This window comes from Paenibacillus montanisoli, from assembly GCF_003268025.1.
Classification (GTDB): Bacteria; Bacillota; Bacilli; order Paenibacillales; family Paenibacillaceae; genus Paenibacillus_Z; species Paenibacillus_Z montanisoli.
The window spans coordinates 547,681-573,180 of the sequence record NZ_QLUW01000002.1; the positions used below are offsets into that span (position 1 = coordinate 547,681).

At 41.8% G+C, this 25,500-nt stretch carries 23 protein-coding genes and 1 pseudogene; 5 read left to right on the forward strand and 19 right to left on the reverse strand.

Features of this window, described 5'->3' with window-relative positions; genetic code table 11:
• The first annotated feature begins 425 nt into the window (after positions 1-425).
• A complete protein-coding gene (locus DL346_RS11760) occupies positions 426-1,661 on the forward strand; it encodes an endonuclease/exonuclease/phosphatase family protein (RefSeq protein ID WP_165822487.1) in 1,236 nt (411 codons plus the stop codon).
• A 77-nt stretch (positions 1,662-1,738) separates the two neighbouring features.
• On the forward strand, positions 1,739-3,307 hold the full coding sequence (locus DL346_RS11765; protein ID WP_165822488.1) for a DUF4886 domain-containing protein: 1,569 nt from the start codon (positions 1,739-1,741) through the stop codon (positions 3,305-3,307).
• A 258-nt stretch (positions 3,308-3,565) separates the two neighbouring features.
• On the opposite strand, the gene DL346_RS11770 is transcribed toward DL346_RS11765, so the two are convergent.
• The 3 genes from DL346_RS11770 to DL346_RS11780 all read right to left on the reverse strand — a co-directional run bounded on the left by DL346_RS11770 (position 3,566) and on the right by DL346_RS11780 (position 5,461).
• On the reverse strand, positions 3,566-3,946 hold the full coding sequence (locus DL346_RS11770) for a hypothetical protein (RefSeq protein ID WP_112882317.1): 381 nt from the start codon (positions 3,944-3,946) through the stop codon (positions 3,566-3,568).
• Positions 3,947-4,251: 305 nt separating this feature from the next.
• Positions 4,252-4,542, reverse strand: coding sequence for a hypothetical protein (locus tag DL346_RS11775; protein ID WP_112882318.1), 291 nt, complete (start codon positions 4,540-4,542; stop codon positions 4,252-4,254).
• A gap of 271 nt (positions 4,543-4,813) precedes the next feature.
• Positions 4,814-5,461, reverse strand: coding sequence for a helix-turn-helix domain-containing protein (locus tag DL346_RS11780; protein ID WP_165822489.1), 648 nt, complete (start codon positions 5,459-5,461; stop codon positions 4,814-4,816).
• Between the two features lie 327 nt (positions 5,462-5,788).
• On the opposite strand from DL346_RS11780, the gene DL346_RS11785 reads away from it, so the two are divergent.
• A complete protein-coding gene (locus DL346_RS11785) occupies positions 5,789-6,304 on the forward strand; it encodes a GNAT family N-acetyltransferase (protein WP_112882320.1) in 516 nt (171 codons plus the stop codon).
• A 301-nt stretch (positions 6,305-6,605) separates the two neighbouring features.
• On the opposite strand, the gene DL346_RS11790 is transcribed toward DL346_RS11785, so the two are convergent.
• From DL346_RS11790 to DL346_RS11840, 11 genes are all read right to left on the reverse strand, one after another.
• Entirely contained in the window at positions 6,606-6,857 is a 252-nt protein-coding gene (locus DL346_RS11790) for a YolD-like family protein (RefSeq protein WP_112882321.1), read from the reverse strand.
• A gap of 504 nt (positions 6,858-7,361) precedes the next feature.
• On the reverse strand, positions 7,362-7,856 hold the full coding sequence (locus DL346_RS11795; RefSeq protein ID WP_133257525.1) for a hypothetical protein: 495 nt from the start codon (positions 7,854-7,856) through the stop codon (positions 7,362-7,364).
• Positions 7,857-7,936: 80 nt separating this feature from the next.
• Positions 7,937-8,443 (reverse strand): hypothetical protein, encoded by a 507-nt coding sequence (locus DL346_RS11800; protein WP_112882323.1) that lies wholly within the window; start codon positions 8,441-8,443, stop codon positions 7,937-7,939.
• Between the two features lie 203 nt (positions 8,444-8,646).
• On the reverse strand, positions 8,647-8,955 hold the full coding sequence (locus DL346_RS11805) for a hypothetical protein (RefSeq protein ID WP_112882324.1): 309 nt from the start codon (positions 8,953-8,955) through the stop codon (positions 8,647-8,649).
• A 265-nt stretch (positions 8,956-9,220) separates the two neighbouring features.
• Positions 9,221-9,457, reverse strand: a complete 237-nt coding sequence (locus DL346_RS11810; RefSeq protein WP_112882325.1) for a hypothetical protein — start codon at positions 9,455-9,457, stop codon at positions 9,221-9,223.
• 297 nt (positions 9,458-9,754) lie between these two features.
• Positions 9,755-9,949 (reverse strand): hypothetical protein, encoded by a 195-nt coding sequence (locus DL346_RS11815; protein WP_112882326.1) that lies wholly within the window; start codon positions 9,947-9,949, stop codon positions 9,755-9,757.
• Positions 9,950-10,135: 186 nt separating this feature from the next.
• A complete protein-coding gene (locus tag DL346_RS11820) occupies positions 10,136-11,086 on the reverse strand; it encodes a DUF3221 domain-containing protein (protein WP_112882327.1) in 951 nt (316 codons plus the stop codon).
• A 265-nt stretch (positions 11,087-11,351) separates the two neighbouring features.
• On the reverse strand, positions 11,352-11,813 hold the full coding sequence (locus DL346_RS11825) for a hypothetical protein (RefSeq protein WP_112882328.1): 462 nt from the start codon (positions 11,811-11,813) through the stop codon (positions 11,352-11,354).
• Positions 11,814-12,128: 315 nt separating this feature from the next.
• Complete coding sequence (locus tag DL346_RS11830; protein WP_165822490.1) at positions 12,129-13,055, reverse strand: AlbA family DNA-binding domain-containing protein; 927 nt, start codon at positions 13,053-13,055, stop codon at positions 12,129-12,131.
• Between the two features lie 191 nt (positions 13,056-13,246).
• A complete protein-coding gene (locus DL346_RS11835; RefSeq protein WP_165822491.1) occupies positions 13,247-14,059 on the reverse strand; it encodes a class I SAM-dependent methyltransferase in 813 nt (270 codons plus the stop codon).
• Positions 14,060-14,140: 81 nt separating this feature from the next.
• A complete protein-coding gene (locus DL346_RS11840) occupies positions 14,141-14,710 on the reverse strand; it encodes an NUDIX domain-containing protein (RefSeq protein WP_112882331.1) in 570 nt (189 codons plus the stop codon).
• 368 nt (positions 14,711-15,078) lie between these two features.
• Here DL346_RS11840 and DL346_RS11845 point away from each other — a divergent pair, with 368 nt between their 5' ends.
• Positions 15,079-16,284, forward strand: coding sequence for an IS110 family RNA-guided transposase (locus DL346_RS11845; RefSeq protein WP_112883077.1), 1,206 nt, complete (start codon positions 15,079-15,081; stop codon positions 16,282-16,284).
• A gap of 139 nt (positions 16,285-16,423) precedes the next feature.
• On the opposite strand, the gene DL346_RS11850 is transcribed toward DL346_RS11845, so the two are convergent.
• Positions 16,424-17,200, reverse strand: coding sequence for a class I SAM-dependent methyltransferase (locus DL346_RS11850; protein WP_112882332.1), 777 nt, complete (start codon positions 17,198-17,200; stop codon positions 16,424-16,426).
• An 879-nt stretch (positions 17,201-18,079) separates the two neighbouring features.
• Complete coding sequence (locus tag DL346_RS11860; RefSeq protein WP_112882334.1) at positions 18,080-18,859, reverse strand: hypothetical protein; 780 nt, start codon at positions 18,857-18,859, stop codon at positions 18,080-18,082.
• 693 nt (positions 18,860-19,552) lie between these two features.
• Here DL346_RS11860 and DL346_RS11865 point away from each other — a divergent pair.
• Positions 19,553-20,848 (forward strand): alpha/beta hydrolase domain-containing protein, encoded by a 1,296-nt coding sequence (locus DL346_RS11865; protein ID WP_112882335.1) that lies wholly within the window; start codon positions 19,553-19,555, stop codon positions 20,846-20,848.
• Between the two features lie 1,237 nt (positions 20,849-22,085).
• Here the strand turns inward: DL346_RS11865 and DL346_RS11875 are convergent.
• The 3 genes and pseudogenes from DL346_RS11875 to DL346_RS11885 all read right to left on the reverse strand — a co-directional run bounded on the left by DL346_RS11875 (position 22,086) and on the right by DL346_RS11885 (position 25,262).
• Positions 22,086-22,649, reverse strand: a pseudogene (locus DL346_RS11875) (GNAT family N-acetyltransferase).
• A 388-nt stretch (positions 22,650-23,037) separates the two neighbouring features.
• On the reverse strand, positions 23,038-23,400 hold the full coding sequence (locus DL346_RS29295) for an alpha/beta hydrolase (RefSeq protein WP_206098508.1): 363 nt from the start codon (positions 23,398-23,400) through the stop codon (positions 23,038-23,040).
• Between the two features lie 854 nt (positions 23,401-24,254).
• Positions 24,255-25,262, reverse strand: coding sequence for a S41 family peptidase (locus DL346_RS11885; RefSeq protein WP_112882336.1), 1,008 nt, complete (start codon positions 25,260-25,262; stop codon positions 24,255-24,257).
• Positions 25,263-25,500 lie beyond the last annotated feature (238 nt).

A 25,500-nucleotide genomic window follows, 5' to 3' on the forward strand; every position in this document is an offset into this window, starting at 1 on the left:
CGCTAAACTGCCCGTTAGTTTAATGAGCAGTACACGTTGTCGGCTGCTCCTTAAGTGATCTAATGTTCTTGTCAAATTCGGGAATGGGATCAAGTTCTTGTTCTCATTGGTGTATACGAACGCATCCAAATAGTCATCTCCTCTCTAGTTTTGGTTTTGTTACACTAATATTTAGTTTCATAGTTCGCAAATTCCTGAAAGGTTTCGTCGAAATCCAATATCTCCATTAAACCGATTGGTTCAAAAAAAATTTACCGATTGTTCATAGTACTCCCTAAAGACGATGATGCCAGATTCTTTAATTTTCATAATTCTCCTCCCTAAAGCAACTAATGAAAGGGTTTACATCTCCATATATTTAGTAGTACATTAGTGTCGGAACGTTAATTGTGTCCAAAAAAAATTGAATGAGAGGTGTATTGACCATGCCATTATTCGGAACATTGCTGCAGAATGACAAACGATTACGTATTTCGATCATGCTGATTGCCGGTATTGCCCTGTTGCTCTTCACACAGTTGAGAGCCCCGTTAGTCTTCGGCAGCCCATCCTCAGGAGAAACAGCGAATCTGAAAATCATGTCCTACAATATCTGGCTCGGAGGAGATCAAATTACTCTGGATAAGACTGCACAGGTTATCCAAGCAGCCGGAGCCGATCTCATCGGCATTCAAGAAGGCGGCGCGAACATCCCTGCTCTGGCTCAAAAACTGGGATTCTACTATGACATCGGACAAGCGATTTTGAGCCGTTATCCGATCATCAAATCCGGAAACCCCGATTATGTGTATATCGAAGTTAAGCCAGGCAAAGTTGTTGCATTCAGTAACGTTCACCTTCTCGCCTATCCTTATGGGCCTTATGATATTCGAGACGGCATTAGTTTGGAAACCGTTCTGAATAACGAGCAAAACATACATATGCAAGAGATGAAGAGCCGGTTCGAGAACCTGCCGGATCTGGCCCATCACGGCATTGCCGTGTTTCTGACGGGCGACTTTAACGTACCTTCTCATCTCGATTGGATTGACGCTACGAAGAGCAGCCATTTCGGCATCACAGTCAATTGGCCGGTTTCGACAAAGCTGGAGCAATTGCAATTCCGTGACTCCTACAGGGAGATTCATTCGAATCCGGTAACTCACCCGGCTTATACCTGGACTTCGGAGATCAGATACCCTTATCCGAACGAAGTGCATGACCGCATCGATTTCGTCTATGCTGCCGGCCCGTCCGTTACGACGAACAGCCAAGTCGTCGGAGAGAATGGACCTTATTCCGACATTGTGGTAACGCCTTGGCCTTCCGATCACAGAGCGATGCTCTCCACTTTCACTGCACAGCTTGCTCCGATACCGGAAATCCCTGTCTCGACGACAACGGTTGCGACGGACAAAGCAGATTACGTTCAAGGCGAATCCATCGCCGTATCTTACACGAATGCATACGGTCCGAAGGATTGGGTCGGTATTTACCCTACTGGAACTGAGGTCAATCCCGACATCCCTTCGATCCAATGGCAATATATTGGAGACGCTGACGGCGGCACATTAACCTTCGATTCCTCTACTTTAGCGCCCGGAACGTATGATGCCGTACTACTGTACAATGACGGTTATCAGGAACTTAAGCGTACTACGTTCCAAGTGACCGCACCTTAATGAATACTAATCTGCGATGAGCCCAAATTGTGAAGGCTGCCGATATGAACTGCATACTAATTAATAGGAGTGATTTAATGAAAAAGCCAAAAAAGATTATCCCAGTCTCGCTTTTAGTGGCATTGCTATGCACAATGCTTCTAGGAAGCATCCCTTCACTTGCACTTGCATCGACTGTTCTGACTACAAACTTCCAATCGATTCCGCAGGGCGGAAGCATTTCGATCAGTTACACAGGTACATCGAATAGTGACTGGATCGGTATTTATCCCAAAGGGGTATTGCCCGGAGATAGAGAATCTTTGATTTGGGCGTATACCTCCGACTATGCTCAGCCTGACGGAGCAATGGACTTTTCAAAAATGACCGGCGGTACCGTCGGGAAGGTCGAAAATCTGGCTGTTGGTGATTATACCGCTTATTTGTGCTTGAATGACGGTTATGACATTCTTGCTCAAGTTGACTTTTCCGTTACCGGTGATGCGCCTTCTACCGGAGCTGCAACCATCAGTCTTTCAGCAAATACCATTGTCGCCGGCAACAGCCTTGAAGTTAGCTATACCGGAACCTCGGCAAACGACTGGATTGGTATATTTGATAAAGGTGCTGTGCCTTCAAATGGTGCACCATATTATTACTGGTTCTATACCAGCTGGTACGGACAACCGGATGGTAAAGTGGACCTTATAGAATTGACAGACGGATGGAGAGGAATCGAATCGCTTCCTCCAGGTGAATATTCCGCTGTTATACTCAAAAATGACGGCTATGAAGTTTTGGCTTCAGCTGACTTTTCTGTAACCGAGTCCCCTGTCGCCGATAAAATCAAACCTAAATCCACAATCAAGGTTTTGGCCATTGGTAACAGCTTTTCCGATGATGCTATGAGATTCCTTCCCTTTATCGCACAGAATGCGGGCGTCAATCTTGAAATAGCGAACCTTTACGTCGGCGGCTGTTCACTCGAGACACACTGGACGAACGCGACTAATGATATCAAGGCATATGATTACCACCAGCTTGGCAAGCCCAATAAGCAGGTTTCAATCAAGGAAGCACTGGAGAGCGATGATTGGGACTTTGTGACATTCCAGCAGGTAAGCGGATTAAGTGGCATTCTGGATTCATATTTCCCATACCTTCCAAATCTTGTTGACTATGTCAAAGGGATCGAGCCAAATGCAAAATTAGCACTTCATGAGACATGGGCTTATGCAAAAGACAGCACTCATCAAGATTTCCCAAGATATGACAATGACCAGGATAAAATGTTTAATGCATTAAAGCAAGCATATCTTGATGCCGCGAAGAAAACCGGAATCTCGATCATCATACCGAGCGGTGAGTCATGGCAGAACGCCAGAGCGACTTCCATTGGCGATACGCTTACAAGAGACGGTTATCACGGAAACACAAAGGGACAGTATCTTGCGGCAGCGACATGGTTTTCAACGCTTACCGGAAAAGATATATCCAAATCGGCATTTTCCCCGTATCCAAACCAGCCGGAGCTTGTCAGTCTGTTGAATCAGAGTGTTGATAAGGCTGTCAGCGAATATAAAAACATTATAATTCCGGCAGCGAAAATACCACCGGGTATAATCGGAAAACCTCAGATTCCTGCAATATTTTCGTCCACGCGATGATCTGTGCAGGTTCGTTAATAGCAGCTTTGTATCAAGGTAGAAGAAACATACTCAACTAAATGGTGAAATAAGATTAATAGATACAACAACCCGTGAAACGCATAAATAAATGCTTTCGCGGGTTGTTTCACTTAGCGCTTCAAGCTGTTCTATCCTAACTGCGGTTTGATTACGTTATCCTGCCCATAACGTAGTAAAGCCGCCTATCGTGCCAGCAGCTTAGTCATAGGTGTTTATTGAGCTATAGTGCCCGTTAGCTTAATGGTTATCTTCATTAGTTAACAGTACAATCTCTTTTGCAGTGACAACAAACGGCTTTTTCTTAGCAATACTCTCTCTGATATTGACAGGTTTTTCAAAAACAACATTAACTATTGAACCCGATGAAAAATCGTCAATTTTTAAAGCTTTTCCTGATTCATCTCGAAAAATCGTTTGATGTGTATATTCAACATTACAGCCGTACCCCACTGCATCGATAGCGCCCTTTTTACCTTTGTTTGCCTCGTCTGAGCAGTCCACAACAAAGTGATTAGTCTCTACTTTTTCAATCTGCCCCTCAAGTCCCTCATCATCAGAGCTTCTGCAACCAACTAGCAATAAACCCAAACAGATGAAAACAATTACAACCCGAAACATAAGATTACCTCCTCATCTAAATGTTTAGACGAGAAAACATATACTTTGTTGCGCATGACTGCCAGTTAGCGCAACAGGCTGCCGATTTTCGGCAGCCTGTCCTTTGTTGTGCTATAATGCCTGTTAGCTTAAAGGCTAACTTCGAGCCTCAGCCCAGCTTTATATTTCTCTACTTACTTAATTCGTAATAGTTCCAGCCTCCAACTGACCTCAACTATCGTGCCCGTTAGTTGAAGAAGAAATCGGCAAGACAGCTCACCTTTGGGCGAGCTTTTTTGTTTTATTTGTGCATCTCGAGTCTTTGTCTAAAACAAATCTGGTCTTCTTTGTGAAAAGTAATACGGACGCTTTTCTATAAATTTAACCGCTTTATAATCACTTAAGACTTCAGTATCCCTATCTACAAATCGTTCATTTTCCTTGCCGTTAAAGGATTTGCCTGTAATGATTTTCGTTACTTCAATAGTCCCATAGGATACACTCATTTTTGTTTGGTAACTATTTTTACTAAAACCATCACTGGTTGGTTGATACGTATGACTTATACCATCAAATTCTCCTGCTTTAAGTGCAGCTAAAACCTCTTCTCTTTTCATTTGACCGTTCCTTTCTGACACCAATGCGTTCTATTTTCACTATATTTTAACATAAGTATCCGATTCCTCTACTAACTCTTATTCAAGATAATAACCCGATTGTTAAACACAAATTAACCACCACTCTTTAACTAACCTTCCCGTTAGTTGAATAGGCTGCCGATCAATCGGCAGCCTGTTACTGTGCAGTCGTACCCGTTAGCCTAATGAATCTTGCCAAATGACCCGAAGCGCGAAAATGGTGTTATATAACGTACCTGACTTCTTCGAGTTACTTAATGTCTTGCTCGTCATTCTCGCCAATGGCGATAAATTTCAAATAGGAGTCAATATCATTTGTCGTCGGTTTTTTTTCAAGTTCCGCGAGTATAGTTTCGCGACTCTCACGAACATGAGGCAGCTTTCTCGCCGCAGTGATTGCCCTTTCCTTTTCTCCGGCTTTCAAGTAAATGAAGCACAGCGCGGCGCGGGTCGTGTGATGGACCTTTTCGCTTTGGCCACTTGATAACACGCGCTCACATAATGCAACGGCTTGAGATAGCTTGGCCGGGTCGCCATCAAGGGCAAGCGCCATTGATAAATCCGACATGATCCCCTCGTCGTTCGGAAACGTCTTGAGCGCTTCGGAATAAACCGTAATGGCGGCGTTAATATCACCTTCCCGTAAATGATTATGCCCCACGGTGAAGATTGCGGTTTTCGTCTGCCGGTCATTGATTTTATCCATTCCGATGAGCGCATCTATACTGGTTTTATAAAGATTAGCTAACGCGGGCAACAATGTGATATCGGGGAACGTGTCACCGCGCTCCCACTTACTCACGCTTTGAGCCGAAACGCCAAGCATTTCCGCCACTTCTTCCTGCGTAAGTTCTTTTCCCTTGCGTAAAGATTTGAGATTTTCGGCTATAAACATCATTTTGTATTCTCCATAAAAATTTATTAGCGAAGCGCTTGATCTCATTATAATCAGAAGCACGCCAATACTTAAGATCTCAATATGCGAGAAAATTTCAACTATAAGGCGAATCTAAAACCCGCCTCTAAACGCGGTCGCGCATCTTCGAAGGGCCCTCGGTAGAGGCATTTCTTAATTTGAACCAAGAAAATAAAGTATTTTCTTAGTGCTTAGGTTAAGATAAGTCCCCTGTTTAAGCACTACATTCTTCCCGCGTACGTTCTTTAATAGGTGATTGGAAATGGAATATAATGAGGAGGACGTAGTTAATAGAAAGGTGGGAGATTTTTGATAGAAACAAAACGTCTTATAATTAGAGAAATGATGCAGTCCGATTATGATGCATTGTGCGGAATATTGTGTGATGAGGAAGTAATGCGTGCTGCTTATGAAAGTGCATTCAACTTAGAAGAAGCACAAAATTGGCTTAACAGACATCTTAAAAGATATGAAGAGTATGGTTTTGGACTTTGGGCTGTTGTATTAAAAGAAACAAACGAAATGATTGGTCAATGTGGCTTGACAATGCAAGGCTGGAGAGAAAAAGAAATTTTGGAAATAGGATTTTTGTTTCAAAAAGCGTATTGGCACAAAGGTTACGCAACAGAAGCGGCAATTGCTTGCAAGGAATACGCTTTCTCAGTTCTTAATGCAAATAGGGTTTGTTCTATTATTAGGGACACAAATATAGCCTCTCAAAAAGTTGCTGTTCGAAACGGTATGAATATTATTGATAAAGATACTAAGAATTTTAGGAATATAGATATGGAATTTTTTCTGTATTCTGTAGAGCGAACAAAATGAGCATAATACAAAGTAAAAAAAAATGCTAATGTGATAATGTTCTTGGCACCCGACACCTGCTGCTAGTGGAGCGCGAATTTACCGCTTATTAGCTCCCATGTACTCAAAGAGATAGCTAGCCGTCCATTCTCAGTAACAGATCAGGCATCCCGAGTAATCGGGACGCCTGACAAACAATTGAGTCATAATTACTATCAATTGTTGAGCCCGGCTTTGCTATCAGCGCTCCGGCAACTCGGCTGGCTCTCCTGCAGCTGCAGCTCACGCTCTCTTGTCGTTCACTTCATTTGAGCAGACCAACTCAATCCCTTGGATAATTCATGTTCATTATATCCATGAAAGGAACCTTATCCAATCCGTCTGCCGTATGCACATGGACCTTGCCCGTTCTGGAATCCATCGCTACGATTTGTCCCCGCACGCTCTCTTCTCTTCCCCAAACGGTCAACAGAATCACGGATTCCTCCTGAAAAGCCTCCACCAGCTGATTTCCTATCTCCTCCAGAACGAATTCGTCTCTGGTAGGTCTCTTCGGTACTTTCGCTTTTGCCACATTCGTCACGCCTTCGCTTAATATCTTGAAGCTCTATTATAATATCTTGTCACCCGACACGTCATCTATATTCGTTCGCGAATACGCACAAGAACTTGCCTGCTTAGACCTGCTCCGTCGGGAATGACATCATGTTCTTGTCAAAATCGGAAAAGACATCAAGTTCTTGTCATCGGCTTGTGACAAGAACTTGATGTCTTTAAATAAAAAAGCCACGATATACGCGGCTTTGATGGGATAATGTTCTTGTCACCCGACAGTTTCGAGTTCGAAGGTGTGAAGCGAACTAGATATACTTGAATTCGCGACATGAACATACATGAATTAAAAAAATCGGGACAACTACTCATGCAGTAGCTGTCCCGTTGTATTAAGCTATTGTGCCCGTTAGCTGAACAACTACGAATGATTCCCGGTAGCCTGGTGTCTTTGTACGAACGCTTCCCGTTAGTTCCATTCAACTTGTTCTTTACTGGCAATGAATACGAGGTGATGAAGTTTTTATTAATCTCTTGCACGGTAACCAAGGACTTCTTTTGTATCACCATCGACATAAGCGACAATTGGTCCTAACATTGCGTCCCCTTTCGTATTGAAAGTCACCTTGTATAAATGGTCTTCCTTTTCTGGTAGCTCATCATTGTCTGGGGCGATGGCGGTAATCTCGCTTAAAGTTGCCTCTTCAACTTTTGCAGATTTCCAATTACCCACCACTGTTTTCTTTTGGTTTTCGGAAAGATTATTCCATGCCACTTCTCGAATAGCTGAAGCTCCGTCTATCTGTTCATTGTTTGAACATCCGACAACTCCCAGCATCGTTAATAAAGCAAGCAAGATTATTATGGTTCTCTTCATTTTGTTAACCCCTCCAAAATTCGCAACTGTATAGATAAACGATGCAAATAAAAGTATTGTTGCTGGGAATATCAACTGGCCAATATAAATTTTGCCTGTTAATGTGGAACAGGCCACCATTTTGATTGGCAGCCTGTTTATCATTGTACTATCGCGCCCGTTAGTTTAATGAAGTCTAAGAGCAATTCACAAATTTGAGGAATTAATTTTTTGACCCGTGCATCTTAGGCTTCAGCTTTCCACATAAAACAGATAGTTTCTCCTGTTTCAGCATCATATATGGTTGTAATTAATGGACACTTTACTAATCGACCATCAAAGTTAATATCCTTGTTTGATTTTACTTGTACCACATAGACCATTCTGTCTCCATCTATTTCGAAAATAAGTTGGTCAGTATATCCTTGATTAAAGCTTTCTTCGTACGTCATCAACTTCTTTAATTTGTAGTGAGCGTTATCAAGTTTCGATTCAGGAACAATACCTTGCATACTTTCTACATTTTTAAAGCTTTCAGGAGCTTTATTTTTATTTGCCTTTAATCTAATCTCATCAACCTTTATAGCACTTTCTCCATCAAGTTGTACGCTCGCTTTAACTTCTTTATACGGTTTAAACTTTGCAACCTCATCGTGGGACTTCACTTGCAGGTGGTTCATCTCATCACCCCTGGGACAGCCTGTCACAACAACGACAAAAGAAAGAAAGAATACAATCATTCGAAATTTCATTTCACATTCCCCTATTTTCAAGATGTTTCGAAGACGTTCTGTTTGTTAAGTAAGTTACGTTCATCAGTTTGAAAAATAGTGGGATGTCACATTACCGTTCAGCTAAACTGCCCTTTTCTTCAACGAAAAACAGCAGCTGATCATTAAGCCAGCTGCTGTCGTGTTGTATTGATCGATAGTGCCCGTTAGCTTATGAAACGAACTTAAAATACTGGGGACTGCTTGCCATCAACTTCAGGAATTGAAGTTGGAAAAATCATTCCGATAATGCCCACACCCGCGTAGGTGTTGTATTCGGTCATAAAGTCAGTCTGTTGCCTTACAACCGAAAGTTCATGTATTGAGAAAAGTAAATAATTTTTGCTTCGAAAATCAACAGGCTGTAAAGGAGTGCTTCTTTGATAATTGGTGACTTCTTTCTTAAGCACCCATTTTACGAAATCGGACCTATCAGGATTTGTCCACAACAGAGTAAGTAAGAATACACCTACCAAAAGAATTAGCAGTCTCACGCCGAGCCTCCCCTCACACAGCAAGTACATTTTAGCCTATGTCGTGTCCAAAAAAAAGATGATTTGTTTTCTCTTACCTTTAAGGGGACTCGGCTCAACTAATCTGCCTGTTAGCTTAACAAAACAAAGGAGCAGTTGCCTTGGCAATCTGCTCCTTCTGTCGTTGAACTATCGTGCCCGTTAGCGGAACAGGCCACCGAATATGTCGGCAGCCTCAACTTGGTCATTATTTAGTTATCGTTTCACGTTAGTATGCGAACACAAGTTAAGATGTAAGTAGTATCGTATATCCTAATTCACCATAATAGTTAACTCTTCTTTGAAATTTTAATAATTCACTTGCATTACGTTCTAAAGAGTACATATCCAAAATCAATGTTTTTTCAGTACTATTGGGGTTGTTTTCATCAAAGTGTTTTATTATTTCATCCAGCACTTTATCACCATCAACTTCTACAAGTATGCCGTAAAATCCGTCATACAACTTCCATTTTTGATTCATATCGCATCCGCCTAAATCTAAGATTCTTTGGTAAGGACTTATTTTTGTCACTCTAAATTAAGCATTGTGCCTGCTAGTTCAATCAACGAATCAATCTTTTTTATCTTTATGTATCTTAATTATAATGTCAAGCCTTTCAATAATTTGTCTATCATTCTTTAAATGTTTCATCATCATAGAATCGATTCTAAGTACACCTAGAACTAAAATTATGCACACAATAACAATAAAGATGGTCATAATTCCCCTCCATTTACGTTGTACGTCAAGCTAACGTATCCATTTGTTTTAGAGCAATCATCGTTTCTTTTTTAAGGCATCAATAAGTTTGATTAACAATGTGATTATCAAAGAACACTGTATTGAAATAACCATTCCAATCATTAACAAAAGACCGCTATCCCCAGAGGGGCTGAAAACTATCGCTAGTCCATAAAAAGTAATTACTGTTCCGAAAATGACAAGAAGAAAAGTTGAAATCCATTTGGCCATGAATGCATGTCCCCCTCAAAGCTAGTTTGTTGAGCTAACCCTTAGTTAGCTTACCTTAAATATAGATATGTTTAGTAGGGTATTTGCTCCTAAACTGCTCCGTTAGCTGAACAGGCCACCGTTAATGTCGGCAGCCTGTGCTATCGTGCCCGTTAGCGCAAAAATGGCTAAGCTATATATTCATTATTATTTATCTGGTATTTGTATAATATGCTCTTCTAATACACCGTCCGTAATAGCTGCGCTTTTGTATCGAATAGTCCACATTTCCGACTTCTCATCATATTTCAGTTCTTTTATAACTAAGATGTTAATATCCAAAATGTCCTTATTCATGAGAGCTTTACGTATTACTTCGTCTTGAGCAAGTATTGCTTTTACAGGTTTTTGTACTTCGGAAATCGTTACCTTTGATGCCCCTCCCTGGCCTGGATAAGAAGTCTCTATGCTGCCTTTAAACCAAACTTGAACATTCTGCCCAACCCTTATATCTGGAGGAATATTTGAAACCCATATTGCATCATAGAACTCTTCTCTTGTTTCATTTATTTCTCTACTTATTGGATTAACGACTAAGGCTCTTTGATTTTCAATCTTTGTTATATACCCAACCAATTCAGGATTAACGCTTTCTTGCTGAACGACATAGGAAAGCAAGTCGGGATTAATGTACTTTTGAATTTCAGATTTGGCTTCTTCTACGTCCGTTTCAGGAAGCGTAATGACTACTCTGTTATTCATCGTATCAAGACCAGAGGAGTCCAAATTTAGTTTGTCAAAAAGTTTGAGATCAATCAGTTTCTGTTGCGCTTTTTGCAGCTCCTCTATTGAATGTGCGACATTGACTGTCTGGTAAGTTCCTGCTTTATATCGATCCGCAAGTAAGCGTTCAATTTTATCGTCAAGTCCTACAATGTTAATGTAGACTTTACCTTCTTTTAAATAAATATCACTATTCGCAATATGATTATCATCAAGAAATTGACGCACCTCGTTTGGATCATTGTTTGGATTCATTGTGCCGTTACCTTTGTAGGCACTCTCAGCACTACTGCTTGATCCCATTCGCGCACCACAACCCGAGAACAGAACTGCTAATAAACTTAAAATAAATAAAGCCATAATAGATCTTTTCATTATTCGTAACCAACTCCTTTCGCGTCCAGAAGACTTCGCCTCATACTCTATCCCTTGTTTGTAAAAAATACCCTCAATGTTAAGTTAGACGTAAGAATTGTAAATGGAGTTGCGTTAATGTGCCCGCTAGCGTAATGAAGGCAGCCGAATCATTCGTTCGGCTGCCATCAAGTTGTTTTCTGAGCTATCGTGCCCGTTAGTTGAATCCGCAATCAGTAAACAATACTTCAAATAACATTTAAAGGTTCATTAGCATTACCCAAGCCTAACGCAATGATAAATTTAAACTGTCTTGTACAGCATTTAACAAAGCTTCAGCCTGAAGTTCCTTTCCAATATAAACTCCTTTGTCAGTCAAATGGTGATAACCGCCACCATGACCTCTTTTGGTAGGATAAACGACGTACCCCTCATCCTTCGTCCAATTAATTACGATTAATTTCTTACCTCTCGTTGCAGCAGACCAATTCTTGCCGCCTAACTTACCCACTAATGGATTATCATCTTTTGCAGGGTATGCAGGCGGTTCCTTGGCAAAACAATTATTTAACGTTCTTATTACTGCTCGAAATAACTCCTCTTTTAAGAAAGGCAGAGGAATACTTTCAACAATATCTATCAAAACAACGCCTAACTTCTCATGCCATCCATTTGGCACAAGAGTGGCTTCATTTCTCTTTACATCACAATAAAGATGGATATGCCTAAATAGAAGGCTCCTATCCATATGTTGCCCCCTTCCCAATAATCGGTTTACCCAATCTATGATGGCTCGCAGAATATCAACTCCTGCCCTGAAAACAGTAATATCACATTAATTTATTAAACACATATTGGAATTATCCTGCCCGTTACTTCAATGAAACAAGGAGTAGCTGCCGCTGGCAAACTACTCCTTTTCGTTCAGCTATCGTTCTCCGCTAGCACAAGAGTTACACCATTAAGAACTGCCTGATCTACTTCATCTAACTTGTAGGTTATTTTGATCTCTACAACTATTTATTGTAGGAACTCATTGCTACATGTGACTTCGCAAGTCATTCTAAAGAAGAAATTTAATTTCTTCACAATCTGATCTAATAAAGAGGCTGTCTGATTTGTATGTCATTCCTGGTGCTTTTACTTCCCACCCCAAAATGTAGTCTCCGAGGACATTAGGGAATTCTAGCCAAAAACATTCCACATAAAATTTAATATCTTCCCATATTGGAGTTAATTTAGAAGTTATGGACCATGTATAAACATAGCAATAGGTTAACTGACTATTAAGCACTCGATTTCCCACTAACTTAAACGGACTTGGAAAGGTGGCCTCAATTCTCGCATCAATAAATACGTAGAATAATGCATACTCCGCAGGCGCAGAGGAATGGTTTCTAACAGATAACTCAAATTTGATAGGATTAGATTTAGGGGAGTATTTCATGGTACTGTTCTCAAGCTGGTAATTAAGTTTATTGTGGCTTGTAATATCAAATTCAACATGTAAATCTGGTGATTCATTTCTTCGCATTACATCTCTTATCTCATAATCTTCCATCGGCACAGACTCGAAATTGAATCTCTTATAATAACGATTATCGTTGGCCATATGAGGAGCATTTTTGCTCTGAGGTATACTAACTGCATATATAACTCTTTCAGGTTTCAAGTCTATTTGATATATTCTGACTCCATCGATTCTACGTTTGATTCTGGTATTTATTACTTGCTCGATCCATTCTTTTGAGATTTCAGTAGGGTCAAAACCTTCATCAATCATCTCTGGTAAATTGTTTTTCTCTGTAACACCATATATTATGGTGCCACCATCAGAATTTGCAAATGCTGAAATATCCTTACACATCTCATCTTTTTTCTTGTCATTATTTTTTTGCAAAGCTCCGCTAGCCTTGTAATCTAAATTTATATTTTCTTTCACATTGTTATTAATTAGTCTTTGAACATCGTCCAATGTCCATTCAATCATTAATTCCACCTCCATATGTAGTTATCCTGAAATAATTTGGTCCATTGTACCATATCTGACTAATTAATAGGAAAACTGTTTCATATATATGACAGTTAATTGAACAAAGGCAACCGATCATATATGGTCGGCTGCCTTTATGTCTGTATTGTACTATAGTGCCCGTTAGCGAAATAAATCGGCAGCTTGTTTTAATTTCTAGTTGCTCTTCCTACCATCAAAGCATGATAATTTACGACCCGTAGCCCTTTTGGAGAGGCATGCTTATAAAATATCTCCCCTACTTCTGCCAAGCATTCTTGCCACACAATATTTTTAAGCGATTCCTTTTGGCCAAAACATTTCTTTATCAGTACATCCTCAGGACTCGCCAGATATTCCACTTCTTCAAATATTTGCAATTCAATTTTCTCTAAATTGCTCTCGGATAATTGTCGTTCATACTTCGCCTTTATATCTCCAAGATAACTGTCTGGAAGCGGATGATACAGACCAGGGAATAAACTTCTAAGACCTCCGTCCGATCCACAGTGATATAATCCCAAAGCAGTACCGCCAGGCTTTAAGATACGATGTCCCTCCTCATTTCCTGTATGAAATAGCCATGGGCCCTTCTTCGAATAGATAATATCAAAGGAGTCGTCAGTAAAAGGTAATTGTTTGTCGGCGTCCACGATAAGGAATTTAATTGTTTCACTGGCACCAACATTTGCTGATGATATGTATCCTTCAATGACATCAATTCCTATGACTTCTTTCGCCTTTCCGACGAATGTCTTCGTAAATTCACCGTGACCGCAGCCTACATCTAATATTCGTACGTTCTCATGGAGAAAACTTATTATTTTATCTGAAAAGATTTTTTCTGCACGCGGTTCATCAAATACAGAATTCCAGGGATACTTATATCCACCGCCTTCAATAGACAAATTTGCATGCCACTCTGCCGATTGTGGCGGGATCCAATCAGGATGCTTCATTGGATCAAATAATAGTTTGGTCACTTCCAACTCCTCCTTAAGAACAAACCTCATTATTATTAAGTCAATATTGAATAGCAGTTGACCTCTCTTGTTACCGTGCGCTTAATACAGAGTAACTATTTCAGGGTGCTTTTTAATTAATGTATCCAAGAGTAAGAGATGTGGGAAAGGTTCCAACAATAAATGCAGCGGTAGTTCTTCCTTAAATACCGCTTTTCCACCTGATTCTAGATACTGACCAAGTGTCATTCGTTCGGAACATATTTTTTTGATATTGTCAGGGCTAAGTATTAATATTCCTTTCGTTTCCATAGCGGGTACAGGAGCTTCATCAGCGCTTGCTAAGAAAACAGGTGTAATTAGATTGCTATCCTGACGTTTAGCAACTAAGATTGGTTCATGGTCTTCCTCAATCCATCCACCAGGTACTAAATCCGGATTGTCGGAAGCCTCGTACCAATAGGTAATAGGTGGCTTTATTGGTTTTATTGTAAGAGAGGATTCCTCAGATACCTCCCTCATGGCACACTGCCAACCCGTTTCTCCATCTTCTCTATGGCCTCCCAGCCTTACAACGCCTAAAGTTGTACCTGACTTGGTTGGCCCCACTTGGAAGAGAAAATCGCCATTACTATTCACATAAGCACCTGCAGTGGTTACTTTAAAACTCAAATAAACCCCACCTCCTAGTATTAAATAAATTAAAGTATTCGTGGAGGTAATTGATGTATCCTGCCCGTTAACTCAACAGGCTGCCAATTATCGACAGCCTGTTCATTATTGCGCTATCGTGCCCATTCGTATTATGAGGTTACCAGATCTTTCTGGTCGACCTCATTTTTTGTAGGTCGTAAGATTACGGGTAGCTGGGCAGGACGTTCGTGTCCCTGGGAGGCAGATCCCGTGAGCTATACTGTCCGCTCCCTACTCGTTGAGATCATGTTTAGGCTGGTTGGGACCTGGATCCCGTATAACAAGCGATGCTGTGAGTCAACGAAGGTTAGGGGCTGCCGGCTAATAAGGAGAAAAGGATGAGATACATGAATCCAGTCATTGGTCTGGATGTTTTCAAAGGAGAAAGCATGGCCCAGGCTTTTCTGGATAAAGGCCTGCCTTACTTGAAAGTCTTTCGCTTTAAGCACACAACTGAAGGCTTGACCCGTTTTCGAAAATATATGAAAGATCTGCAGGATGAGGCCGGTACACCACCCACCATAGTTTTGGAAGCAACCGGTCATTACCAGTCGCCGCTCATTCCAGTGTTTGAGGAACTGGGCTATGTATACTTGGTAATCAATCCCCTGCTCTCCAAAACTGCCCGAAAACGCAAGTTGCGTAATGTGAAGACCGATGCTGCAGATGCTCACTTGCTCGGAGAGTTGTTCTACAAGGAGGAGCTTCAGCCCGAGCTTAAACGAGGTACCCCGCTTTTGAACTTGCGTCATCTGACACGGTTCTATGAGTCAATCTCAGATATGTATGTACAGACAAAATTGCAGTTTCATGCGGTTATGGACCAAGTCTTTCCGGAGTATATTGGAGTCTTTGGCGACACGTTTTCCAAGGTCTCGCTTCGTCTTCTACTTCGGTTTCCAACTTCCGAGAAGGTGCTTCAGTTGGGTAAAACCGAGCTAATTGAAGCGATTAAGGAGCTTACTCCCCGAGCACGCTCAGTGCGCTGGGCTGAGGAACGTTCGGAGAGGCTGATTGCAGCAGCCGAGCGAAATCCCTTTAAGAGTTCAACGATGAGTAGTCATTTTGTTAGTCTAGGGATTCTCGTGCAATCTCTTCTTCAGTACCAAGAGCACCTATCTCAACTCGAAACGCAAATAGATGCTCTGGCTGAAGATATTGCGGCATTTGATCTATTACGCTCAATTCCCGGTATTGGCAATAAAATTGCGGCAACAATTTTATCCGAAGTCGGAGAAATCGAGCGATTCGACAATGCCAAAAAGCTGGTAGCATTCGCCGGTCTGGATCCGAGTGTTTTCTCATCAGGGAAGTTTACAGCTACCCAGAATCGGATCTCCAAACGCGGCTCCAAGCGGTTAAGACTAGCGCTATTCCTTGCCGTTCGCTGTGGCCTTAGGCTGTCCGTCAACCAAAAAATCAAGGCTTATTACGACAAGAAAAGGACCGAGGGCAAAGGGCATAAAGTAGCGGTCATCGCTAGTGCAAATAAGCTGCTTCACTGGATTTTCGCCATGTTGAAGAATAAAACAACTTTCGTGGACCTAGCGTAGGTCCATAATTAGGAAACCAAAGAATAACCTTCCAACCCCAATCGGAAGGTTATTTAGGATGCCCTCTTCCAGTATACCTACTACTTCAGCCGTTGTTAATCACTCAATTCTTGACACCTATTGGCTGGTATAGCTTAAACTACAATTTTTTTCGCGCAGTTACAATTGGCTGGTAATAACCTGATTCTGATGGCATACACCATTCGATATCCGAGAATCCAACCGTACTCAAAATATGACTAAATTCATCTCGTAATAAAGCTCGGTATCTTGTTTTGTTATGCTTTGTTATCCATTGCCCATTAATTTCTTGCATTATAAAATGGTTTGTTTGATAGGTTTTCACATCATCAGCCCAATCCCAAACCTGAAAAACAATACGCTTACCCTTATCGAAAATGCGCGGCTCTGTAGCTCTAGGCTTTTCTTTTACCAACTCATCGTAATCCCTCATTGTAATGAGAAGAACGCCGTCATTTTTAACTTTTGAGTACATATTTCTAGCAGCGAGATTTAAATCTTCATCGGTCAGAAGGTGCGGGATCGCATTATCTGCGGAAAGAACGACATCAAAAACACCGAAAACATCTTTTTCTAACGAACGGAAATCAGCTACCCCAAAGTTTACATCAACCCCGAAAGATACTGCTTCTTTTGCTGCTCTTTGTATTGATACTGGACTTATATCAGTACCAGTTACTTTAAATCCGTGATTAGCCAGCCCTATTGCTTGAGTACCGATTCCGCAGGAACAGTCTAATAGCGATGCACCTATTTTACTCAGACTAGCAAGTTTTGAATGGATAATTTCGCTTAAAACCTCACCTTGCCGAGTAATAGCATGATTCCAGTCAACGAAAATAAGATGGTAAGCTTCAGCTAGGTCATCATAAAAATCTAAAACGGACTCATCCAATATACTCACCACCTAGTTGGTACTAATAATCTTCAATGGTAATTTCGACAGTTCCGAATCAATCCCTTCGTTATAGCAAAACTGCCCGTTAGTTTAAAAAAGACCGCCGATCAGTTGGCAACCGTGATTTAAGCTATCGTGTCCAATGTGGATTCAGAGAAGCAATAGGCATTAGCAAGTTCAAAATAAATTCTTCCTGAATAATATGTAAGAGCCTGGTTCCAAGGAAATCTGACTCATGCTGATGAATCACTTCTCCCGAATGCCAAAGTATGTCTAGTTTAGCAACTTGAATAATAATAGAATACATGTAACCTTTTCCACTTTTCTGCCCTTTAGCTGAACAGGCTGCCGATTTATGTCGGCAGCCTGCTCTTTGCTGTGCTATAGTACCCGTTAGCGCAACGTCTTCTGTCTGTGAAATTCCGTATCGAACCGTGCGTAGACGAATTATAGCGAGGCCCCTGCCTGCATAAACGCATCCGCAAGCAGATACATCTCGTTCGAGTCTGCTTTGTCCTAAAAGGGAACTCCGACTTTGAGTTAGGCTTCAACAATTTCTTTACTTCTCTCCCTTTAAATAGAGGCTCCATTTAAGAAAAAGAACAAATAACCATTTCATGCCCTCCGCATAAAAAGACTCCTTAAGTTTCGTGCATTAGATCGTTGTGCAGAGTATGGCAACTGGCGTCGATGCTGCTCCGCCGACTGTAAACTCGATGTCCATGAACAACTGATCACCGGGCTGTACAGTGTACTGAGCAAACGAACAACAGTTAACTCCAGCAGGGTCGATCTTCGGAATACCAAAGATGGCGCCGTTGACTTTAACTGCCCCAACGTACTTGCCACCACGTGCGTTGAAGTAGAACCTACCAGTCAATGCCTCTTCGTAGGATCGTAGCTGTTGGAGGCGAGATAAATGTCGTCTCCATTCACTTCATCCCCGTTCGCGAAGCTAAAGTTGGCACTGCCGTTACCCAGGGTATACGTGATATCAGGAGTGACTTGTTCAGACCAAGGCCAGCAACCACGTGGGTGAGGTCCCGACAGAGCAATCGGAGCCGCTTGCGTGTTCCGAAGGTTGGCTTTAGAGCTCGTCGAAGCAACCACTCTGACCTTGTAGACCATATTCTCACCGGATGGGTTGAAGATCTCAAACTCACAGACGAGACCTTTCAGCTTTCCGTTGGTTACAGTCGTCTCGTGCACCAGACGAACAGACATTGGCGGTACGGTAGCTTCTACCGGTGTCGTGTCCATATCCAATGTACCAGCGATTAAGGCTTTCGCAAGAGGAAGACCAACATTCGTTAAGTAATCTCCGCTCGTATTGAGAGCGTCGCACTTGAAGTTCTGGATTTGGTAGGTTTCACCGTTCGTGTTCCCGTTGCCGACCGTAATGCCCATACGGAGAGGAACTCCCGTCTGATTTAGTGCCCAAATGAATACGCGGTACTTGACCCATCCTCCTGTGCCTGGTGTTTGGTCATGGGCAAAGACTTGCAGGTTCCCGCTGGAAAAGTGCGCTTGTGTTATCGTCTCGGGGTTGTCTACCATGAGGAACCGGGTGTTGCCGCTTCCTACACCAGTGACTTTCACCGGAATAGGCGCAGTTACAGTTTGCGGAACCTTGTTGATGAATTGGCTAGAACTCATCTACACAACAACTCCTGCGATGCGGTTTTGGGTCGAACTTACTGGGCCTGTTGGCCAAAGTTATCCATTGGCCATATTTACCAGAATGGTATTTTACGATTATTACATTTTGATATTCCGCCATTTATAAATATCATCTCCTATTTTTGAACTACGACATATATAAGTAAACTCTATCTTAGCACATACACTATCTTATAAAGATACATTGAATATGATTAAGCAACTGAATAACCATGAGCTGCCATGCGTACAAATCAATTTCCAAGATTCACACTATTCCCAATCTTTGCTATACCCTTATAGTGTTAATCTAGTATATTTTGCAATTAATATACTTGATTGGATGAATATAATAAGATGTTGTACAACTACAACAAAAACCAGGTTCTGTATTTCTTGCAAGGGTAAAATCCTGCGAATAATCGAGTATTCGTGAGAAAACTAAATCGTACCGAGGGAGTTGAGCAGGCTGTCTTGTCACCCGACAAGATCGTTAAGCGCAGCGCATCTTTCTTGGTACATTTTCTTCGAAATATCTTTCAATCTGATATGAGCAAAGTAATCCTGTGCATAAGCCCAATGTTGGAAAAACATGGTTACTGATACAAGCGTAATCTATCAAGTTTAATAAACTAGTAATCTATATAAGGCAACTTATATATTCATTCTTTAGAATGGGAGATGATATGTATGGCTTCACAAACTAGTTTAGGGGAGCCGAGCACGAGACGGATTGGTACATTTGGAGGTATTGAATACGTGCAATATGAAGGGATTTTTTTGGGAAGCACCTCTTCTGATACTGATACTGATACTTCATTTAGTGTGCCCTATCGGATTGCTTCCCCTGTAAATCCCGAAAAAGGAAACCAGACTGTCATAGTAGAACCATCTCATTTCAGTACTCGACTTGGTGCACGGGTGTTCTATTTGGGGGAGGAGTTTTTATTCTCTCGTGGATTTTCGCATGCAGGTGTCGGCTGGAGTACAACAACAACGAACTTAAATGGTATAAATGGTCTAAATGGAAATGGCAGAATCCTTGACCCTACAGTGTCTGGAGAGATCAATGGTGGTGTCCCTGAAGGAAATGGTCGAGTTGACGATAAGATCATTTCTGAATTTGCCAAGGCTCTAAAAACAGATCGAATTGCAAGACAAATTCTGGGAGACATTGAACGACGTTATTTAATTGGTTTCTCGGATGCTTCTTTCCCCGTTCTCCGCTTAATTACCAATGGACATGCTAAAGGTGTTTTTGATTTTGCCCTTCCATTCTCTGTACTTCCAATCTTTGCATCTGGACATGATCCACAAGCAACAATAGCGTCAGGAGATTTTAATGGTAAAATAATTGTGGTCAATTCTGAATTAGAGGGGGCATCTCCAGAATTCGTGGATCGCGGTATCACCTTGAGTCAATATCGCTTCTATGCTGTTGCAGGTTCGCCTCACATCCCAGATCATTTAGTATTAGCGACATCACTTACAAATAAAACGACACCCGCTAGTTTTTCACCTGAGCTGCGCGCACACTTTCTACAGGGGGACAAGTGGGTGCGTACAGGCAAACAACCACCTTTGAGCCACCATTTATTAGCAGCCGTTGACGGCACCCTTGTTAAGGACGAGAATGGAAATGCCATTTCTGTAAATGCAAGCGGGCATCAGGTTCCGCGTCTGCCATTTGTCGAACTCGGCGAAGCGCACTATATTGTTAATTTTGGTATTGTTAGTGCTGGTATTTTTAAACTATTAGGCACTTATGAAAATGTGAAAACCTTTCAGAATTTGGGCTTCAATAACCACAATGAATATTTGAACGCGTTTCGTGAAAAGCTTAAGGATTATTTAGATGCCGGATTTATTCTTAAAGAAGAAGCGGACAAGATGTTTCGTCGTGCAACACTTTTCCCACCTTTAACGTACACCGAAACATACCGTGACCGCTACGAAAACTTCGAACACAATATTTCTAGATCCTAACAATGGTGCGTTCCTTAAAGATCCTACCACCAAGCCACCAAGCCAGGCGTTTTTTTGTAATAGAGAAAGTATTTCACCATAATGACCCGATTTTAAGAACAACTATAGGATAGTTCATTTCAAGAGCTTTGTCTAAACTAACAGCCTAACAAGACTAAACTGGTCTCGACGTCACCGGTGTCTGAGCCTAAGCTCACGGGATCACCCCAGAGATCATTGTTAATTACCAACATCAGTGGCACCGCGAGGCGCGGTTCATATTCGCGTTCGCGCTGTCGAACGGCTACGAGATAATCTTGTATAGCCTCGATTTAAACATTCTGAAAATGAACATTTAGGAATCGATTTTAGGGAGTTAATTGTCGAATGTAACTTCACTAAGGCATCACTAAGGCATCGCTCAAGCCACAAACCCGCTTCCCCAAGGGAGCGGGTTTTGCTCTTCTACTGCAAAACAAAAAAGCCCGCGGTTATGGTCATACCCCCGTCAAGTAGACAGTGAAAAAAGTCAGCTTAAGCAACGGCCGTTTCCCGGTATTCAACCGGGGAACGGGTTCTCCGTGTTGAGCTATTGTACCCGTTAGTTGAACAAAGCACCTTCTCTAAAATGCAATATTATCTTCGACTGTTCATTTCCCAACCACTATTCTCCATTTACTGAACAAATAATCCCCAATTATACTTATGTAAGTTCGTTTATAAGGAGATTTATTATGAGAACCTCTGTACCTTGCCCTAATTGTCAAAAGGCAATAACACTTGATGACTTTGAGGATTTTTCATCACCTTTTACCATGAAGTGTCCGTACTGCAAGCCAAATTAAAAGAAACAAAAGTAACACCATTTCTTTTAATTGGTTTGATAGCAATAATTCCTTTATTTATTTACTTAACAGAAACATTAAAATCTTTGCTATCTGGAATAATACCTGTTATTGATAAAATACCTTCCATTGTCGTATTTATTTGTCTACTATATCCTTTATATTCCCTATATGAGCGAATAAATGGACTTATTATGTTTAATAAGGGCAATCTAACATTAAAAAAACGACAGTAAGTTAACGCGCATTCATAAGGACGGAATACTAGCGGGGAATTTGTCCCCACCGCTGTTGCAATAATATCTCCTGTACCTCGTTCTGTGAGTTCTTCGTCGGAATTATGCGCATCTGCGCGTTAGCGGAACAGGCTGCCGTTCAAGCGACAGCCTGTTCTTCGTTGTGCTATCAACATGTCATCGTTGTATCTTTGCAAAAATGAATGTGTCCCTCAACTCGCTTCCATCAGCCGATAAATCTTCGTTCTTGATAGTACCCTCAAGTTCAAAGTGTAATCGCTCAGGTATTAACTTACTTCTAGTATTTTTTGTATCACAACGTATTTCCAACCTTCGGGCGTTTAACTAACTAAAAGCAAAATCACAAATACCTTTAACTGCTTCAGTCATGTACCCCTTGCAACTAAAACGTGTATTTATCCAATAGCCAATTTCAAATTTCCGTACATCCCAATCTATGTTATGTAAGCTTGTCGTAGCAACAAATTGTCCCGTTTCTTTCAAAAAGACAAGGAATCTTAGATTTTCACGACTTAAAAATCTTACATGCGCCTCTCTAACTGCAAGTTCAATATCATATTCGGTTTGTTCATTTTGTGCAAACTTTAACCAAGGTTTCAACTCATCTATCGAAGCAATAACGGCTTCATACACAACCTTGCCATCCCCTGGTTTTAGCATTCTAATTACTAATCGTTCAGTAGGGAACTCATCTGGAAAATCAATCATAATTGGTTTCATAAATGTCCCCTTAGATTTATTCCTATCATACAAAACAATCGTAATCTAATGATGGCGGATGCGAGTCAACCTTCCAAACCCAGGATCAGTGAATGTTTTATCGTCCAAACGCCCACGTCACCATCAATGGGAACTCTTCTCGCCACATAACATCGTCGTGTGACGCGACCCGCTCTCTCATTTCTACGTCGGCACCTGCCTCGCGCAGCGCAGTCGCCCATCGGGTCGCATTATCGAGGAAAAACGGCTCTAGCGTACCGGCGACGAGGTACGCGCGCGGAATCGAACTCGGCATCAAATCATGTGGCCGATAACCCCCACCCGGCGATGCACAGAAGATCGCACCAAAAATGTCCGGATGCCGAATGCCAATGGAGAGCGATAGCTCTCAACCCGCTGAGACACCGAACACCGCGGTGCGTTCGGTAGTTAGCGTGAAACCGAAACACGACTGGACCCATCGATAGACGTCCTCGACGAAGAACTTCTCGTGTGCCGCGAATCGTTCCGGGTTAAATCCTGGTGAATATTCATGGAGTCTCAGTGTTTCATCGGCCAGTCGATGCACGCCGACGATCATCGTGGATGGTGCGCCGGCTTCCTCGAGGACTCTGCCCCACTGTGAGATCAGCTGACCGTCACCGGAAAACACGAATGCCTGGGGTGGGTCCGGAGGGATATACACCGTAACTTGTCGACCACCATCGTACTCGAGCGTCTCGGTGACGAGCTTTCCCGCGATGAATGACATTGCCGCTAGCCTCCACTCAATGATTCCTTTTTAGACAGGTTTCATATAACGTTTATATACGAATTTCGTAAAAACACATAAATAAATTTATTCGTGAATTACCTGAAATATCCTGCCCGTTAGCTGAACAGGCTGCCGTTTATGCGGCAGCCTGTTGTTATTGAGCTATCGTGCTCCGTTATCTCAATGCGGTATTGTCATTTGGTTAATACAATCCCCGGCGAATAAGAGTAGCCCTCAGATTTTTCCCTGGAAAAGTACATCAGTTCGTCGTTATAAAATTTATAATGATAATGCTAAGCCCCGGATGAGCTCGGCCTGCGTAAAAGGCTGTTTCCTCCCCCAGCGCTTCACGCAAACGAGGTAAGGGCTTGCCGGGTTCTTCCGGTGGTAGAAGCCGGGAACGCGCATGACGCGAGCGAGGTCCGTGATTTTGGGATCGGAGTTGAATTTACAGGACTAAGTGCTCGTTGAATGGGCACGAACCAGCCGATCGATCCTTTTCGGATTACCCAGTATATGTGGTAGCCATTTTTGGTTTCGACGATCATCGAACCTCGAATGAGCTTCCGGTGCCTGATTAGAAACTTCCGTTTTAGTTGCCACACACTTCGCTTGCTTCGTTGGGCGAGCAGCCGCGTAGCCTTCTTTGTTTTTGCGCAGCAGCGGAACGGGTCGCTTCGCACGAGTCAGCAGCGTAATCCGAGACAGCTGGCGCTCTAGCTGCTTCATCTGATTATGCAGCGTCATCGCCCTCGTCTTGCTCTGCGAAGTAGGCTGAACTGGCTTTCGTGCCATCGTATCGTGGACAAGCGTAAAATGTAAAGTTTGGCTTCTTTTGCAGCCAAGCTAGGTTAACAAACATTAAGCCTTTTGTATTCCATTGCCGACTTCATTTCTTGTATAAGTCTTTCTTCTCCACAAGTTGGGTTTTCTAACATCTGTTCTAGCCCAAGTTGTAGTATTGCGTCATAGGCAATGTCAAAGGCTTTTTCTTGATTTACTTCTATGTCTGGTAAAACGCCTGTTCCTTCCCAATTAGTCTTAGTTGTAGGATTTATAGCTCGCCCACTCGGGATAAAGACTTCAAAGTAATTGTTCAGTCTATGAACCCCACCGGGATGAGCACCGCCACCTGTAATTTCACCAACCACTTGAGCCCGCTTGATTGCCTGAAGGTTATAGGCAAACTCTTCAGATGCTGAGAAGGTCTGTTTACTGGTAAGTATAATAACAGGTTTATATGCCCCAAAGCGTTTGCCAGGAACAAATGGCATGCTCCAGGAAGATTGAGTGATGTTGGTATTTCTCCAATATAAATCATTGAGATGGACAGGAGAGTCACCTAGCAAGTAGCTTGAAAGGAATGCAACCATAGCGGGTGACCATCCACCACTTTTTCTAAGGTCAATAATCATTCCACTCGTATTAGCGAGGAAATTCATGGCACTAACGGCGGTTTCACCTGCTATCTCAGGTGGAGCAAAAGCGTGCAGTTCAAGATAGCCGATATTTCCTGGGAGACGTTCCACTTTTACGAAACCATAATTATCCAACATCAGCTCTGTTTTCCTTGGGTCAGTCGATGACTCCGTTCTATCATTACTATTCGAAGGTTTTTCTTCAGCTGTATTATAAGACACATGTAAATGCATATCATTACTTATCATTTGCAGTTGCTTTGTAATCTCTTCACAAAAAGTTGATGCTCTAGTGACTCCGTCAAAAAAAATGGTTTGTAGCTTCCTGCACATTTCTGTTGCTAATTCAGGATAAACATAAAATTCTGAAAGAAGCTGCCCCAGCTTATCAATCGTTTCCTTAATTAACTTTCCGTCTATCTTTAAGTCTTCAACCACCATTTTAGCACCTCCAAATATATTGCGAAAGTTTAATAATACAGTAGCATAATTTTAATATAACAGACAACGAAATTTCTTATAATCTTATATTAATTAAACTTTTTTTTACTACTACAGATTATTTATATTGCACAACAGTTTCTCTAGTGAGTTAAAAAGGCTGCCATTCATTCTGGCAGCCTCGTCAATGTTTTTTCAACTATCGCACCCGTTAGAATTCCTGTAAAACGAATAATTT

What these genes read in the sequence shown, in the direction of transcription:
- DL346_RS29295 (WP_206098508.1), bottom strand. Translation starts at nt 23,400, where the DNA reads ATGTCATTCATCGCGGGAAAGCTCGTCACCGAGACGCTCGAGTACGAT.
- DL346_RS11865 (WP_112882335.1), top strand. Translation starts at nt 19,553, where the DNA reads ATGGCTTCACAAACTAGTTTAGGGGAGCCGAGCACGAGACGGATTGGT.
- DL346_RS11845 (WP_112883077.1), top strand. Translation starts at nt 15,079, where the DNA reads ATGAATCCAGTCATTGGTCTGGATGTTTTCAAAGGAGAAAGCATGGCC.
- DL346_RS11885 (WP_112882336.1), bottom strand. Translation starts at nt 25,262, where the DNA reads ATGGTGGTTGAAGACTTAAAGATAGACGGAAAGTTAATTAAGGAAACG.
- DL346_RS11820 (WP_112882327.1), bottom strand. Translation starts at nt 11,086, where the DNA reads ATGAAAAGATCTATTATGGCTTTATTTATTTTAAGTTTATTAGCAGTT.
- DL346_RS11770 (WP_112882317.1), bottom strand. Translation starts at nt 3,946, where the DNA reads ATGTTTCGGGTTGTAATTGTTTTCATCTGTTTGGGTTTATTGCTAGTT.
- DL346_RS11780 (WP_165822489.1), bottom strand. Translation starts at nt 5,461, where the DNA reads ATGATGTTTATAGCCGAAAATCTCAAATCTTTACGCAAGGGAAAAGAA.
- DL346_RS11795 (WP_133257525.1), bottom strand. Translation starts at nt 7,856, where the DNA reads ATGATAAACAGGCTGCCAATCAAAATGGTGGCCTGTTCCACATTAACA.
- DL346_RS11775 (WP_112882318.1), bottom strand. Translation starts at nt 4,542, where the DNA reads ATGAAAAGAGAAGAGGTTTTAGCTGCACTTAAAGCAGGAGAATTTGAT.
- DL346_RS11765 (WP_165822488.1), top strand. Translation starts at nt 1,739, where the DNA reads ATGAAAAAGCCAAAAAAGATTATCCCAGTCTCGCTTTTAGTGGCATTG.
- DL346_RS11800 (WP_112882323.1), bottom strand. Translation starts at nt 8,443, where the DNA reads ATGAAATTTCGAATGATTGTATTCTTTCTTTCTTTTGTCGTTGTTGTG.
- DL346_RS11815 (WP_112882326.1), bottom strand. Translation starts at nt 9,949, where the DNA reads ATGGCCAAATGGATTTCAACTTTTCTTCTTGTCATTTTCGGAACAGTA.
- DL346_RS11810 (WP_112882325.1), bottom strand. Translation starts at nt 9,457, where the DNA reads ATGAATCAAAAATGGAAGTTGTATGACGGATTTTACGGCATACTTGTA.
- DL346_RS11825 (WP_112882328.1), bottom strand. Translation starts at nt 11,813, where the DNA reads ATGGATAGGAGCCTTCTATTTAGGCATATCCATCTTTATTGTGATGTA.
- DL346_RS11760 (WP_165822487.1), top strand. Translation starts at nt 426, where the DNA reads ATGCCATTATTCGGAACATTGCTGCAGAATGACAAACGATTACGTATT.
- DL346_RS11830 (WP_165822490.1), bottom strand. Translation starts at nt 13,055, where the DNA reads ATGATTGAATGGACATTGGACGATGTTCAAAGACTAATTAATAACAAT.
- DL346_RS11860 (WP_112882334.1), bottom strand. Translation starts at nt 18,859, where the DNA reads ATGAGTTCTAGCCAATTCATCAACAAGGTTCCGCAAACTGTAACTGCG.